Below are 14,341 nucleotides of genomic sequence, written 5' to 3'. Positions count from 1 at the left end.
GGCAGCCGCGAAAGAGCGAAACAGGTGAACCTCCTGCTGATCGAGCCCGGGAGCCTGCAAGCGGACCGTTCGGTCCGACTGACAGGGACACAAGCCCGCCATGTCGTAGAGGTCCTGAACGCCCGATGCGGCGATACGATTCGCGTCGGCCTGCTGGACGGCCCACCCGGCACGGGCACCGTAACAACGCTCGCGAAAGAGGCCGTCGAATTGTCGTGTGTGTTCGAGGACGCGGTTCCTCCTCGACCGCGCGTGGACCTGCTGCTCGCCCTGCCCCGGCCCAAGGTCCTGCGAAGGCTGTGGGCGCAGTTGGCGGCCCTGGGCGTGGGCCGGATCATCCTGACCAACGCGTGGAAGGTCGAGAAGATGTACTTCGATTCGCACGTCCTGCGGCCGGAGGTGTACCGCCCGCTGCTGATCGAGGGGCTCCAGCAAGCCGGGGACACGCGGCTGCCGGAGGTCCGCGTGTTCAAGCAGTTCAAGATCCTGGTCGAAGACGAGTTGAACGGCTTGTTCCCGGACGGTTTACGCCTCATCGCGCAACCCGGCGAGGGTCGTTCCATCCGGGACGCGGTCGTGGTGTCGAATCCCGGCCGGGTTCTCCTGGCCGTCGGCCCCGAGGGCGGCTGGATTCCGTACGAGGAGGAGTTGCTGGCCGCCCACGGCTTTCTGTCCGTTTCCCTGGGCGCGCGCACGCTGCGCACGGACACGGCTTGCGTCGCGCTGCTGGCCTTGCTCCGCGCCGCTATGGGGCCGGATACGTCACGCTGACCCTGTAGAAGCGCCGCGTGTCGTTCGCATGATCGCCGTCGCGGAGCGTATTCGACGGCGGCGTGGCGGGAATTCCATTGGACCAGCCCTCGAAGGCCGCGAGCAGATTCGTCGAAACCTGCACGCCGTACACGCGGCCCGTCGCGCTGGGCCAACTGAAGTAGAACGCGCCTTCCGGCGCATTGGAAAAGCCGCCCAGCCCGAAAAAGGAGTACCGGTTTTGCGGGCCCGTGCCCGCGATGTACTCCTCATGGTTGGACATCCCGTCGCCGTCCGGGTCGCCCGCCCCGCCCTCGAGGTCGTCGGTAATGGCCGCGTCGGTGTTCATGTTCGTGTGCCCGGCAACCCCGTCGTCCCACGGGTCCAGCCCGTGAGCCACTTCCCATCCGTCCGGCAGGCCGTCCCCGTCGGTGTCGGCCTTGCGCGGATCGGTCTCCCACCACTGCTCGCCGGAGTCGTGAAGATAATTATTGTTGGCATCCCCCGTGATCCGCCCGTCGCGGTTGCCGTCCTCGAACCCGTCGGCCAGGCCGTCGGCGTCCGTGTCGGTGTTCGTGTAACTGGTTTCATACGGGGTGTTGTAGACGTCGTTCCGATTCACGTCCTCCAGCGCGTCCCGGATCCCGTCTCCATCGGTGTCGGGATTCAGGTTCACCGTCCGCGAGGCCGTCAGGTCGAAACCCGACGCGGCATAGGAAACCTCGATGGTGCGGATGCCGCTGCCGGTGTCGGCCCACGGGAACCGGACCTCGCCCATGAAATCCCCGGCGACCTCATCCTGGAAGAAATAACCTGCCGGATCCTGCGCCACGCCGTTGACGGCGAACAGGAAGTCGTTCGTGACCGCGGACAACGTCTCGGTGAACCGCGCCACGATGGTGTACGCCTCGTTCGTGAGAATGTCGATCCGCTGCCCGTCGAAATTCGGCCACGCGATCCGGACGGAAGCATCCGCGCCCTGCTGGTTGAACAGGATCCGGTAATGCCGGCCCATCGTGTTGTCGTCCAGGTCGCGGGCCCACGCGTTCGCCGACACGCCGACGTCACCGCCCAGGACGTCAATCCCGTCGTTATTGTCGTCGGGCGTGTCGTAGGTCGCGTCGCTGCCCGCCTCGTTGCTGCTGCCGCGGAAGGAGGCCAGCGACACCGTGACCTCCTGCGGGTAGAACAGGTCGAGGTCGTACCGGTTGATGCGGAACTCGAGGACATCGTCGCCCGTGCTTACGGCGACCGCGGAATCCAGGGCGTTCGGCACATACCAACCGCTGCCGTTGTACAGCCGGATCTTCGCCGTCCCGCCGGCCGAGTAGATCATGATTTCGCGCGTCGCGTGCTGGTCGCCGTTCTCCAGCCCGATCGAGGCGCCCGGCGTGGAGGCGTCCCCGATCCAGGGGAAGCTGCCGCCGCCGAGATGCGAATTCCAGGCGATGCCGATCGCGGGGAGTTCCGCGTTGGTGATGTTTTGCATGCGGATGAGGCCGTAGAGGTATGTCTCGTCGCAGGTGAAGCGGACCTCGGTAATGTCCTCGTCCGGCGAGGCCCCGCCGAAGGTCCTGGAGTCGTTCGCCTCGCCCGTGTAGATCCACTCGCCCCGGTCCACGGTGACGGCATGGATGTTCGTCGGCGCGGCGCCCGTCCAGTCGCCGGGCCAGCCGTCCACCTTGATGTCCGTCCTCTTGTCCAACACCACCAGGTCCCAGTATTCCAGGGCGGGCACGGTGAACTCGACATAGTAGCCGCCGCCGTCCGTGCCCCCGGTGAAGGCCAGCTCCCGCGGGCGACCGAGCCCGTCGTCCGGCGTGGCGACGTAGAGGTGGCGGACGACCTTGTCGACGTAGTACTTGAACGCGATGTTGGTCTGCGCCGGCGGCCGGGCGCTGCGGTTGCGCCAGAGCTCGTCCACTCCGTTCAGGTTGACCAGGTTGAGCGTGTCGAACTCGTCCCGCCAGATCTTCGCCACGGCCCAGACGCTCCCGGCCGCGCCGGTCTTGCTGATCGCATGGGTCGTGCTCGAGAGGTTCGCGGCGGCCGTGCCGTCCACCACGTCCCCGAGCGTGTTGAAGAAGATCAGGTTTTCGTACTTCACGATAAAGTCATAGTAATCCCGCATCGCGCGCCGCAGCGTCGGCCGCATCGGCGGCCAGTGCATCGGGAAGTAATGGTTCGAGAGCATCTCCACGCCCTCGCCCAGTTCGATATGATACGCGCCGTTGGCGAACACGCAGGCGTCCATCAGCCGGACCGAGGCCTCGCTCAAGTAATTGGTATAGTCATCCAGGTTCATGTACGCGGCGAGAACAACCTGCTTCCGGCCCCGGTCCTTCGCGCGCAGAATCAGCTCCCGCACGTCGCTGTACCGGTCATAACCCCATACTTCAGCGTAATATACATCCACCGCGGACGGCGCGACCTGGTCGAGATAGCCCGCGTACACGTCGTTGTGGATCAGCCGCGCGTCCGGGTTCACCTCGCGGAGTTCGCCCCGGCAGTCGTTGATGAACGAGGGGAAGGCGTCGCCTTCCCAGATGCCGTCGTTCGAGTCGTACCGGTAGCTCCACGCCCCGCCCAGGTTGTCGAGGTGGATTCCCTCGAACCCCATTTTGATCAGCGCGTCCTTGTACTGGTTGAAGATCCATCGCTTCCAATCCGCGTTCGAGCAGTCCATGACCCAGATCGTGTGGCTGCCCAGCGGATGCTGGCGGATGTCCACCGGGTCGGTCGCCCACGACTTGTTGTACGCGGCCCACTCCGGGTGCAGCGGGGCCGAGCCCCGCCCGCTGTCGCCGTAGAGCAAATCATAGGCCATGGTGAACATGTTCCGGCCCCTGGCGGCGGCGATCTTGTTGGACACCGTCACGAGCGATTGCACCCGCCCGTCAATCTGCTCGAAGACGTTCAGACGCGTCCCGTCGTCCGCATACGGCACCAGCCTGTCATGCTCCCACATCCAGTCGTAGAACTGCACCGCGCTGATGTGATACTTGCTCAACTCCTTCGCCTTGGCCTCCGAGTCCCAGGACTGCTCGCCCTCGTAAAAGTCGGAGAAGAAGCCGTAGCGCGGGAACTTCGTCCAGTCGCTGCTCACGTCCAGCGCCGTGGACCGGCGATCGTTCGTCGCGCCGCCCGCGACGAAGTCCGCATCCACGGCGTACCCGCGGAAGTCGTCGAGCGGGGTTCCCCACGGGAGGTTCACCGTCACCCCCGAACCGGCCCCGACCGTCACGTTCGACTCGATCACCGCCAGTTCGCCGAACAGATGCGACACGCGGAGCCGCAGCGTGCCGGTGACCGGCGAGCCGGACGCGTTGTACAACTCCGCCGAGATCGTCGCCGTGTCGCCCGGGTTGTACCGCGCCTTGTCCGTGTACAGGTCGCGGATCAGTGAATTCACGCGGACGTAGAAATCCTCGCCCCAGCTGTTGTCCCAAAGCGAGTTCCCGTAGACATCCCTGGCCTCCAGGGCATAACGCACGACCACCCCTTCCCCGAAACCGCCCAGGTTGACGTGCCAGAGCGTCCGGTTGCCCGACGCGCCGTTGGTGGACAGGTTCGCCTCCTGCCAGGTCGCGCCGCCGTCCGCCGTGTAGACCACGCGCACGTTCGTCGCCGCGCCGAGGGGCTCGGTCTCCGTGTTGATCCAGAAGTCCTCGCCCGCGTCCAGGTTGGTGTCCGCCGGCCAGTGGACCGTGTTGCCGATCCACGAGAGTTCCCGGGGCGAGTTGACGACCGCCTTGTAATTCGCGCCGCCCGCGCTGTCCCAAAGGGTCCCCCCGCCCGTGAAGGCGACCTCGACGGCAAATTCGTTCGTCGTCCCCGCGGGGAACGGGCCGAGGTTGACGTGCCACAGGGCATTGTTCCCGTTCGTGCCGTTCGATGTCATCGGCGTCGAGTTCCACGCCGTGCCGCCGTTGGTGGACCAGATCACGCGGGCCGAGATGGAATCGCCCGCCGGTCGCGACTCGGTATTGATCCACAGGGCGTCCTCCGGATCGATCTCCCCCGGCTCGGGCCAGGTCGTGGTATTGCCGACCCAGCGCGACGTGGAGGCGGTGTTAACGAAGGCGTAGAAATTCGTGCCGCCCGCCGTGTCCCAGGTCTCGCCGCCGTAACCGAAGTTCACCGCGACGGCGTACCGGATCTCGTCGCCGGCCGAGAACGAGCCGATACTGCCGCGCCAGACATCGTTCGAGCCGGATACCGCGAGCCACGGCAGGCCGGCCTCCTGCCACGCGCCGCCGTTGACGCTGTACGCCGCCTTGGCCGAGCTCGCCTTCTCGCGCGGCCGGGATTCCACGGTGACGAAGAGATCGTCGCCGGGGTCGATGTCGCCGTTATGCGGACTGTGCCGCGTGAGGCCGACCCACTGGCCAGGATGGAGGTTGTTTATGATGAGCGGGTAGTTCGCGCCGTTATTCGTGTCCCATTCCGTATCGTCCGGCCCGAACGTGACCTCCACCGCGTAGAAGTTCGTCGAACCGGCCGCGAAACTTCCGATCGAGGCCTGCCACAGATCGTTCGCGCCAACCGTTCCGTTTTTCGTCATGGCCACGGAGGTCCAGTGGGCCCCTCCGTCGGTGCTGTACACCACGCGCGCCGTGGCCGCCGTGCCGATGGGATAGGTCTCGATGAAGACGGTCACCCCCTCGCCCGCGTCCACCTGCTGGTTGGGCGGGTCGTGGCGCGTGTTCCCGTACCAGCGCGACCCGGCGCCGCCGTTGACATGGGCGTAATAGTCCGTGCCGTCGTTGCGGTCCCACATCGAGCCCCCGCCGTCGGCGAAAACTTCCACGGCGTAGCGGATCACCGTGCCGCCGGGGAACGGACCGAGATTGACGTGCCACCAGTCATGGACACCGAGCCGGCCGTTGGCCCACATGTTCGTGGATACCCAGCTCCCGCCGCCGTCGGTGCTGTAGACCACCCGCGCGCCCGTGGCGCCGCCGGCGGGCGAGGATTCGACGTTGATCCAGACGTCGTTGGTGGACTCGATGAAGCCGTCCTGCGGGCCGATGGTAACGTGCCCGACCCAGTCGAGCGCCCGAACGCCCGGGGCCAGGAACAGCAGCAGGAGGCCGGCCGCGACGGCGGCGGAGGCCCGCCGCCCTCCAGGATATCCGTAAAGGTTCTGCATCATGGTCGTCGGCTGAATCGGAGCTCGCGAACCGGCGCGTCGGGCGACCAGTGGCCCAGGGCGGCGCCCCGGGCCAACTGTGCTTTCAGCCGCGCGCCTTCGCGGACGTAGACCGGGGCGTCCACGAGGCCGCACGTGATCTCGATGTCCGCCGGCCCCTCGTGGATCGTCGGCGACAGCAGGTGCCGCCAGCGGCCGGCGGGGAACTTGACGATCCGTTTCGCCGCGCCCTCCTGGAAGATCGGCGCGACGAGCAGATCCGGGCCGAGCATGTACTGCGAATCCTCCGCCAGGAAACGCGGATCGTCCGGAAATTCCAGGATCATCGGGCGCATGATCGGCATCCCCGTCGCCGCCGCCTCGCGACCGAGCTCGATCAGTGTCGGCTTCAGGTTCATCCGGAGATGGGCCAGCAGCTTATACGCGGCTTCCGCCTCCGGCCCGAACAGCCACGGCTCGCGCGGCTTGATGCCGTGGTACTGCATGAACGGGCTGAACGCGCCGAACTGGAGCCAGCGTATGTAGAGCTCGGGAGAGGGATCGCCGATGTAGCCGCCGATGTCGTGGCTCCAGAACGGCGCGCCGCTCACGCCCGCGCTCAAGCCCGCGGGAAGCAACGAGCGATACTGCTCCCAGTTGGCGTACTGGTCGCCCGCCCAGAGCCCGGGCGTGCGCTCGCAGCCCAGGCTGGCGCTGCGGCACCACAGCATCCCGTCCACGCCCTCCTCGTCGAACAGGCCGTACAGGGCCTGCGCGTACAGCGTGGAATACTCGTTGTGCAACTGCCAGCCACGCCGGCCGTCCGAGAAGACGTCATCGGCCTTGATGTCCTCGCCGTCGTCGGCCTTGAACCCGCGCGCGCCGAGCCGCAGGGCGTCGCGCTGCTGGTCCTTCCACCACGCCACCGCTTCCGGCCGCGTGAAATCGATGTTCGCCATGCCCGCGAGCCATTCGCGGCGCCAGCTCACCGAACCGTCCGGCTGCCGAACGAACATCCCGGCCGCGGCCAGATCCTCGATTCCGGGATGCGAGGGCGGGATGACGGGGACCTGCCAGAGGACGGTGCGAATGCCGTGCTCCCGGCAGAGGGCGAAGTAACGGTCCAGCTCCCTCCACCCGCCATGCGCGAACCGGTTGAACTCCCCCGTTTCGTACGGCCCCTTCCAGGCTTCGAGGACAATGGCGGACACGGGAAGGCCGCGCTCCGTCATGCCCCGGATGGCCTCCTCCGCCTCGCCCTGGTTCTCGTAGCTGTTACGGCTGATCCACGGCCCCCAGGCCCAGTCCGGCACGCCGCGGAACGGGCCCTGGATGGAGGCGCGCTTCAGCACGAGTTCCTTCAGCGTGGGCGCGAAGGCGAGGTAGAAGGTCCACTCCCGGCCCGCGCGGTCGTAGCGGTTCAGGCCCTGGCCCAGCGGATTGAGGGCAAACGCGCCCTCGGGGTTGTCGACGGCAAAGAGGGCGTAGCCGGAACTGCTGAACAAGACCGGCGTGCAGAAGTAGCTCGCCTCGCCCTGCCCCGGCACGTCGCGGATCCACATGTCCACGATCTTCCCGGCGACGTTGAGCCCGCTGAAACGCTGGCCGAGCCCATAAAGCGCCTCGCCCGGCGCGGCCTCCCACTCCAGCCGCGTGCCTGGCACGTTCGCGCGGCCGTACTCCTTCAGCACGGACAGCCGCCCGCGCCAGAGCGGCGCGGCGTCCCCGCGTCTTGCCTCCAGCCAGCCGTCCTTCCAATGTATTTCCGCCTGCCCCTCTCCTGTAGCCAGGACCGCTGGTCCCGGCTCCAGGGGCCCGGCCTCGTCCGCCGCCGGCGCCACGTCGAACCGGTAGACGTCCGGGCCCGCCGGCGTCACGGTGACGGCCAGATCCCCGAAAACAGCGCGAAGCGAACCCGCTCCCGACGACGAAATGGCTCCCGCCAGAAGAAATGCCGCGGCCCACGCCGGCCCGTTGGCCATGCTCATCGGATCCCGCCTTTCCTCCCCGCGGAGAGGCGCGAGGATTTGCGCAGCTTCAACTCCAAATCCAGAATGACATGCCGCCCCGGCGCTTTCGCGGAGGCTTCATGCTCCACGCGATCCAGCAGCAGGCGCGCCGACATCTCGCCCAACCGGGTCAGCGGCATCTCCACCGAAGTCAGGTCGAGCGCCTCCGCCGCCGGTGTGTTATCCCAGCCCGTCACCGCGATCCGGCGGCGCGCACCGTTCCGGATTTCCGCGAGCACGCCGAGCGCGACGGAATCGTTGAAGGCCACGAAGGCACCGGGCCGGCGGCCTTTCGCCGTGAAATACTTCCGGATCGCGTCCCGCCCATCCTCGCGGATCAGGTGCCCGTCGAGGACGCGCCACTTCGGGATCCGGAGCCGCCGCGCGGCGCTCATGAAGGCGGCGCGGCGCTGGCGCGCATCGAAGTTATTGCGGGGGCCGGCGAGATGGACGATGTCACGCGCCCCCCGCCCGGCCAGGTGCGCCACGAGCCGGCCCATGCCCCGCGCGTTGTCCACGGTTACGCTGTCCACGGCGTCCCAGGTCCGAGCGCGGTCCGGGGGACGCGCGGCGCAGAGCACGAGCGGCCGGTGGCCGGGCGCCAGGGCCCGGCCGAAGATCGCCATCGGCGGATCGATCGCCACGAGGCCGTCCACCTGCCCGTTGGTCAGCAGGTCGTCGAAGAGGCTGAAATAATCCTCGTCGCCGTGGGCGATGGAGACCAGGAGGTGGCCGCGGTTCCGGCCCGCGGCGATATCCATGCCGCGCATGACCTCGGCGAAGAACCCGCTGCTGATGTTGCTCGCGAGGACGCCGAGGGTGCCGGTCCGGCCGCGGGCGAGGGCGCGGGCCAGGTAATTCGGCTGGAAGTCGTGTTCCCGGACAATGGCGTTGACCCGGGCCTTGGTTTCATCCGAGATGCGGGGGCTGTCCGAGAGCACCCGGCTGACGGTGCTCTTCGTCGTCCCGGCCAGCCGCGCTATTTCCTGCAAGGTCATGGGCCCGCGCCTCCCCTTCCCGTCGAAACACATCCTACCCCGTCCGCCCCCGTTTGTACAACCGGTTGCGCAAAGGAATGGACACCTGAATTCAAGTCCGGCGAGCCAAAAGGTTTGTCCTGCCGCGCCCGGCCCGATCGGTGTATGTATATCCCCATGCGATCGGCCCTGTTACATGCCGCCGCCCTGGCCGGCGCGATGCTGCTCGCGGCGGAAGGCCGCTCTGTCACCATCCCGATCCGCGTCATGGAGTGCGCCGGGGAGCATGCGGCCGGCTTTCCGGCGTCGGCGGTCGTTCCCCTGCCGCGGGGCCTGTCCACCAACACCGGGGCCTTCGCCCTGCGCGGGGAGGACGGAGGCGCGCTGCCGGTCCAGTGCGAGGTCCTCGGGCGCTGGCCGGGCGACGGGAGCCTGCGGCACCTGCTGGTCCATTTCCAGCCTGACCTGCCCGCGTGGAGCAACCGCGTCGTGACCCTGGAGGAGGGAACCCCGCGGCTTCCCACCCAGGCCGTGACCGTGGCCGAGACCGCCACCAATATCACGATCACCACCGGGCCGCTCCGGTGCGTCGTCTCCCGGCAGCGCGGGGCGCTCCTGGAATCCGTATGGCTGGACCAGGACGGAGACGGGCAGTTCTCCGGGGCCGAAGCGATCATCTCGCCGGGGTCCGGCCACGGCGGCCAGCTCACGCCGCTCGACTTCGCGGGGCCGGTCCAGCGCGACGCGGATCGCACCAACCTGGCCGTGACCGTCGAGGAGGCCGGTCCGCTCCGGGCGGTGATCCGCCTGGAGGAACCGGCCGTATTCTTCGCGACCAACGACCACCGGCACGGCTTCGCGGCCCGCCTGTACGCCTACGCGGGCCAGCCCTTCCTGAAGATCGATTACCAGCTCCAGAACTCGGCGAAGAACGCGGCGCGCTCGTGGCCGCTCTATTTCAAGGACATGCGCGTGTGCTTCCCGCTGAACCTGGACACCGGCGCGGTCGTCCGGGCGGGCATCGGGCGCGCGGCCCCGTTCACGGCGACCAACCGGCACGGGCTATTCCAGGCCCAGGAATCGCACTCGGCCATGACGGTGCGGCGCGGGTCGGACAGCGCGGCCCTGTACGCGACCAACTTCCCCAACGGCGCGGGGGCGGAGGGGGTGCTGGACGTGCGCGACGGGCGGCGCGGCGTGGCGATCATGCTCCGGCTGTTCTGGGAGACCTGGCCGAACGGGTTGGGCGTGGATACGCAGAACGTGGTGTCCCTCCAGCTGTTCCCGTCGTGGAGCCGCCAGTTCTTCCAGCACAGCGCGGCGGAGCCCCCGCAATTCGGCACGAACGCGTTGTTCTGGCTGGAGGACATGCAGCACGTGGTCAAGGAGGGCTTGTTGTATTTCCACGGCGCGGGGATCGCGGACGCGGACCTGCTCGCGCTCGCGCGCACGTTCCAGCGTCCGCCGGTCGCGCTGGCCGACCGCGGCTGGCAGCGCGAAGCCGCGGCCACGCTGGATCTCGGTGGGGTGTTGCCGCCCGAGGCCAACCTGCCGGCACCGTCCGGCCGCCGGGTCCCGGAGTACGACCCGGCGGCGTTCGCCGGCACGAGCTACAACTTCAACTGGGCCCTCTTCCGCGACCCGGAGCCCTCCTACCGGCGCGGGGCCTCGACGCCCGGCGGATGGGCCTACGGCGGGGCCCGCGGGCTGGCGAGCGGCGACGCCGCCGACTACTTCGCCGACCAGGACCAGGCCCTTGCGGAGCTCAACGTGCGGCCGGAGTGGATCGCGAATTACCGTCACGACGAGGACTGGCCGCGGCTGCGGCTGACGGAGAACCCGTACGGTGGCGGGTGCTGGCGGATCTTTGAGGGCCACGGCGTATCGGCGCTGGCGGCGCCGCGGCTTCCCGGCACGAGCGTCGAGGGCGAAGGCGAGGCGCCGGTATACTACGCGCGCGACGACCAGCACGGCTGGTTCTACCATGTGGCCGAGGCCTACTTCGCCTCCGGCAACCCGTGGATCCGGGACTGGTACCGTTTTGTCGGCGAGTTCCGCCGCGTCCGACTGGAGCGGCTCGATCCCTGGCCCGACTACTCCAGCCGCGCGACGGCGCACAGCCTGCAGCACGCCCTGCAGGCCTGGCGCGTCACGGGCGACACCAACCTGCTGGCGCGGCTGCGCGCGCATATCCGCGACTGCCTCCGGCCGGACCAGGATCCGTACTACGGCGACCAGAAGGAATCGGTCGAGCCTTCCGGCGGCGGATTTCAAACCGGCTATCTCATGCGTTTCCTGGCCAACTACCTGGAAGAAGTTGCGCACAGCGATCCGCAGGGATACGCCGAGGGCTTCCAGTACCTGTCCGGGCTCATGGAGTGGAACCTGCGCCAAGGTCATTTCCCCTACTACTTCAATGCCCGCGAGGGGGGCGAGGGCACGTCCAGCGGAACCGCGCTGACGCTGGTGGACCCGCAGGCCTGGTACTACGGGCACACCGGGAAGACGGCGTACTGGACCCAGCTGGAGGACTTCATGGACGGCGGCATCGACGGCGGCGAAGCGCCCTACGGCAACTTCGCCTCGTGGGGCGGCCAGTTCGAGGGCCGCTACTACCTCTACGCGAAAGCCGCCCCGCGTCCCGACACCACGCCGCCGCCGGCCGTCACGGACGTGAAGGCCGTGCCCGGCGGCGGGCTCGTCCTGCTGAAATGGACCGCCCCGCCGGACGCCGCGCGCTACCACATCGTGTGGGCCGACCGCCCCATCACGGAGGAATCGACCACGAACCGCCTGACCATCAACTGGTGGGCGGCCCAGGCCATCGGGCCGGCGTTCGCGCCGCGGAGCGGGACCGTGCAGCGCGTGGTGCTCGACCCGGGCACCAGCGCCGTCGTCCATGCCGCCCTGTTCAGTTTCGACGCCGCGCACAACATGAGCGCGATGTCCCCGCTCGCCACGACCGCGGGCGCGACGCCGGATACCGGGGCGCCGCAATGGACCGGACCGGGCCAATTCGTGGCGTGGACGCCCGCTTCGGATCCGACCAACCGCGCGCCGGTACATTTCCAGGCCGCGTTCACCGACGACGCCGACCCCGACGTCACGGTGACGTTCGAGCCGCCGTCGGGCAGCCTGTTCCCGGCGGGGACGTCCGTGGTGCAGTGCACCCTGACCGATTTCGCGGGCCACTCCACGGTAACGAACCTCCGGGTCGAGGTGCGGGACGGCACACCGCGCGTGGCGATCGAGTCCGCCGGGACCGGGGCCCTCGCCCGGATCAACCTGCCGGGCTCCTGCGCGGGATTCGAATTGCAGACCACGCCGGACCTGGCGGCGTCCGATTCATGGCTTTCGCCCGGCTGGCCGCTGTTGACCAACGACGGGCCACTGCTGTTCGACGTGCCGATGACCAATCCGGCCGCCTTTTTCCGAATTCGGGGAACGCCGTGACTTGGGCCTGTTCACGAAAACTTGCAGCCGCGGAGTTGCACGCCGGCGCGGCTGCCCGTGCCGCGCGGAATCGAACCCACGGTTGCCAAGCGATTGATGATGGCGGAAGGGGTGGGATTGCTGCGGGCCTCTCCCGAGGCCCTTGGGGCTTCGCCCGCTGCTGCTCGCGCAGCAGCCCTTCCGCGCGGCTGCCCGCGCCGCGCGGAATCGAACCCACGGTTGCCAAGCGATTGATGATGGCGGAAGGGGTGGGATTGCTGCGGGCCTCTCCCGAGGCCCTTGGGGCTTCGCCCGCTGCTGCTCGCGCAGCAGCCCTTCCGCGCGGCTGCCCGCGCCGCGCGGAATCGAACCCACGGTTGCCAAGCGATTGATGATGGCGGAAGGGGTGGGATTGCTGCGGGCCTCTCCCGAGGCCCTTGGGGCTTCGCCCGCTGCTGCTCGCGCAGCAGCCCTTCCGCGCGGCTGCCCGTGCCGCGCGGAATCGAACCCACGGGTGCCAAGCGATTGATGATGGCGGAAGGGGTGGGATTCGAACCCACGGAGCACTTTTTGGGCGCTCTCCCGATTTCGAGTCGGGTGCCTTTAACCACTCAGCCACCCTTCCATGGGACGCTGAAGAAGCGTCATTTAAGTCGCATATCGCCGATGGCTTGTCAATGGCCGCCGGGCGGATTATACTGGGTTGCTGGAAACAGGGACCCATGTCCGCACGCTTCCAGCGCTGGTTGGTTCCGGCATTGATCTGCCTGAACCTGGCTGCCGCCGGGGCCCAGGAGATCCGCCTGGCCAATGGCGTCCCGGCGCCAGGCGCGCTCTCCCAGGTCAAGCCGGAGGGCGTGGAAATCACGACGCCCGCGGGCCCGCGCCTGCTGACGTGGGAGACGCTGTCCGCGGGGACCCGCTTCCGCCTCCAGGAAGCGTATCGGCTGACCTACTCGAACATCCTGGAAGGGGCCACCGCCGCCGAGCGGGCCGCGCTGTACGAGGCCCGGAAGTCCGCCCCGGTGCCCGAACCGGAACCTGCGCCCAAGAAGAGGACCCGCAAGAAGAAGGCCGCGGAGTAGCGCGGCCTCGCCCCCGAGGCCCGCGCCGATCAGGCGTACAGGTCCAGCAGCGCGGGGGTGATGTCCGTCAGGCTTCGCACCTTGTTCCGCAGTTCCGCGGCATGCGCACCGAGGGCCACGAAGGGAACCGGGTTGGCCGTGTGGACGCGCGCGGACGAGTCCTCGATGTTCCCGTGGTCGCTGGTCATCAGAAAGAGCCGGGCTTCGCCCGGGAACGCCAGGACGCCGTCGAGGAACTCGTCAAACTCCGACAAGACGCGGCGCGTGAAGTCGGGGTCGCCCTTGTGGCCGGCGCGGTCGGTCTGGAAGTATTCGAAGAGGGTGAAGTCGTGCTCCCCCGCGAGGGCCACGAGGTCGCGGGCGGACCGGGCGGGGGTGACAAGGGGGCCGTCATAGCCGCGTTCGCGCAGCGAGCGGCGCGTGAGGTCCTGGTAGACGGCGCGGCCGGCGAGGAGGTCCACGGCATCCCGCACCGCGCCGAAGGCCGCCAGCGTGGCCACCGTGGTGACGGACTGGAAGCGGCGAGCGCGGACCTCCTCGATATCGCGGGTGTAATAGGCGTTGGCGAAGGTCGCCCGGTAGCCGCGCGCGGCGAGCGCGGACAACAGGTTGTGATCCCGGATGATGTCCTTGAGGCTCGGTCCCGGAAGGCCCTCGATGTGCCGGCCCATAAGCGCGGGCGCGTTGACGCCGGTCAGCAGGGCGGTCTGGCCGGTGGCGCTCTGGGGCAGGCCCGGGACGCCGAGGCCGGCGTCGATGGGGACGGCCTGCTCGCGCAGCAGCCGGGCGAGGCGCGGGCAGGCGCCGGAGAAGACCGGGTTGCTTTCGTTGTCCGGGCCGAGGCCGAGGCCGTCGACGAAGAGGAGGAGGGTCTGGAGTCCCGATTTCACGGGGTCAACATACCACGCGTCCCGGGACAGGACTACACGAACGGCTCGCCGGAGGCTCGCCCTCCAG

Annotated in this window: 7 protein-coding genes and 1 tRNA gene; 3 read left to right on the top strand and 5 right to left on the bottom strand. The window is 68.5% G+C overall.

Features of this window, described 5'->3' with window-relative positions:
* The first annotated feature begins 24 nt into the window (after positions 1 to 24).
* Complete coding sequence (locus tag KA248_03800) at positions 25 to 771, top strand: 16S rRNA (uracil(1498)-N(3))-methyltransferase (GenBank protein MBP7829021.1); 747 nt, start codon at positions 25 to 27, stop codon at positions 769 to 771.
* Here KA248_03800 and KA248_03795 read toward each other — a convergent pair.
* The 3 genes from KA248_03795 to KA248_03785 are packed head-to-tail and all read right to left on the bottom strand — an operon-like array spanning position 746 to position 8,888.
* Positions 746 to 5,905 (bottom strand): hypothetical protein, encoded by a 5,160-nt coding sequence (locus KA248_03795; protein MBP7829020.1) that lies wholly within the window; start codon positions 5,903 to 5,905, stop codon positions 746 to 748. The two genes, KA248_03800 and KA248_03795, sit on opposite strands and share 26 nt — an antisense overlap.
* Positions 5,902 to 7,869 carry a glycoside hydrolase family 31 protein gene (locus tag KA248_03790; protein MBP7829019.1) on the bottom strand — a complete coding sequence of 656 codons (1,968 nt, stop codon included), beginning with the start codon at positions 7,867 to 7,869 and terminating at the stop codon, positions 5,902 to 5,904. The genes KA248_03795 and KA248_03790 overlap by 4 nt, the downstream gene beginning before the upstream one ends.
* Positions 7,866 to 8,888, bottom strand: a complete 1,023-nt coding sequence (locus KA248_03785; GenBank protein MBP7829018.1) for a LacI family DNA-binding transcriptional regulator — start codon at positions 8,886 to 8,888, stop codon at positions 7,866 to 7,868. Before KA248_03785 ends, KA248_03790 begins: the two co-directional genes overlap by 4 nt.
* Positions 8,889 to 9,044: 156 nt before the next feature.
* On the opposite strand from KA248_03785, the gene KA248_03780 reads away from it, so the two are divergent.
* Positions 9,045 to 12,320: a hypothetical protein gene (locus KA248_03780; protein MBP7829017.1), complete on the top strand. Its 3,276-nt coding sequence runs from the start codon at positions 9,045 to 9,047 to the stop codon at positions 12,318 to 12,320.
* Positions 12,321 to 12,831: 511 nt separating this feature from the next.
* Here the strand turns inward: KA248_03780 and KA248_03775 are convergent.
* Positions 12,832 to 12,924 (bottom strand) — tRNA-Ser (locus KA248_03775).
* Positions 12,925 to 13,021: 97 nt separating this feature from the next.
* Between KA248_03775 and KA248_03770 the strand changes: the two genes are divergently transcribed.
* Positions 13,022 to 13,384 (top strand): hypothetical protein, encoded by a 363-nt coding sequence (locus KA248_03770; protein MBP7829016.1) that lies wholly within the window; start codon positions 13,022 to 13,024, stop codon positions 13,382 to 13,384.
* Positions 13,385 to 13,413: 29 nt separating this feature from the next.
* On the opposite strand, the gene KA248_03765 is transcribed toward KA248_03770, so the two are convergent.
* Positions 13,414 to 14,274, bottom strand: a complete 861-nt coding sequence (locus tag KA248_03765) for a hypothetical protein (GenBank protein ID MBP7829015.1) — start codon at positions 14,272 to 14,274, stop codon at positions 13,414 to 13,416.
* Positions 14,275 to 14,341 lie beyond the last annotated feature (67 nt).

It is taken from the genome of Kiritimatiellia bacterium, assembly GCA_018001225.1.
Taxonomy (GTDB): domain Bacteria; phylum Verrucomicrobiota; class Kiritimatiellia; order CAIQIC01; family JAGNIJ01; genus JAGNIJ01.
Note: the sequence above shows the minus strand (reverse complement) of the source record. Positions and strands in the feature narration are given on the sequence as shown.

Excerpts from the sequence above, each read along its gene's own strand:
- KA248_03780 (MBP7829017.1), top strand. The coding sequence starts at position 9,045 with ATGCGATCGGCCCTGTTACATGCCGCCGCCCTGGCCGGCGCGATGCTG.
- KA248_03795 (MBP7829020.1), bottom strand. The coding sequence starts at position 5,905 with ATGATGCAGAACCTTTACGGATATCCTGGAGGGCGGCGGGCCTCCGCC.
- KA248_03770 (MBP7829016.1), top strand. The coding sequence starts at position 13,022 with ATGTCCGCACGCTTCCAGCGCTGGTTGGTTCCGGCATTGATCTGCCTG.
- KA248_03790 (MBP7829019.1), bottom strand. The coding sequence starts at position 7,869 with ATGAGCATGGCCAACGGGCCGGCGTGGGCCGCGGCATTTCTTCTGGCG.
- KA248_03785 (MBP7829018.1), bottom strand. The coding sequence starts at position 8,888 with ATGACCTTGCAGGAAATAGCGCGGCTGGCCGGGACGACGAAGAGCACC.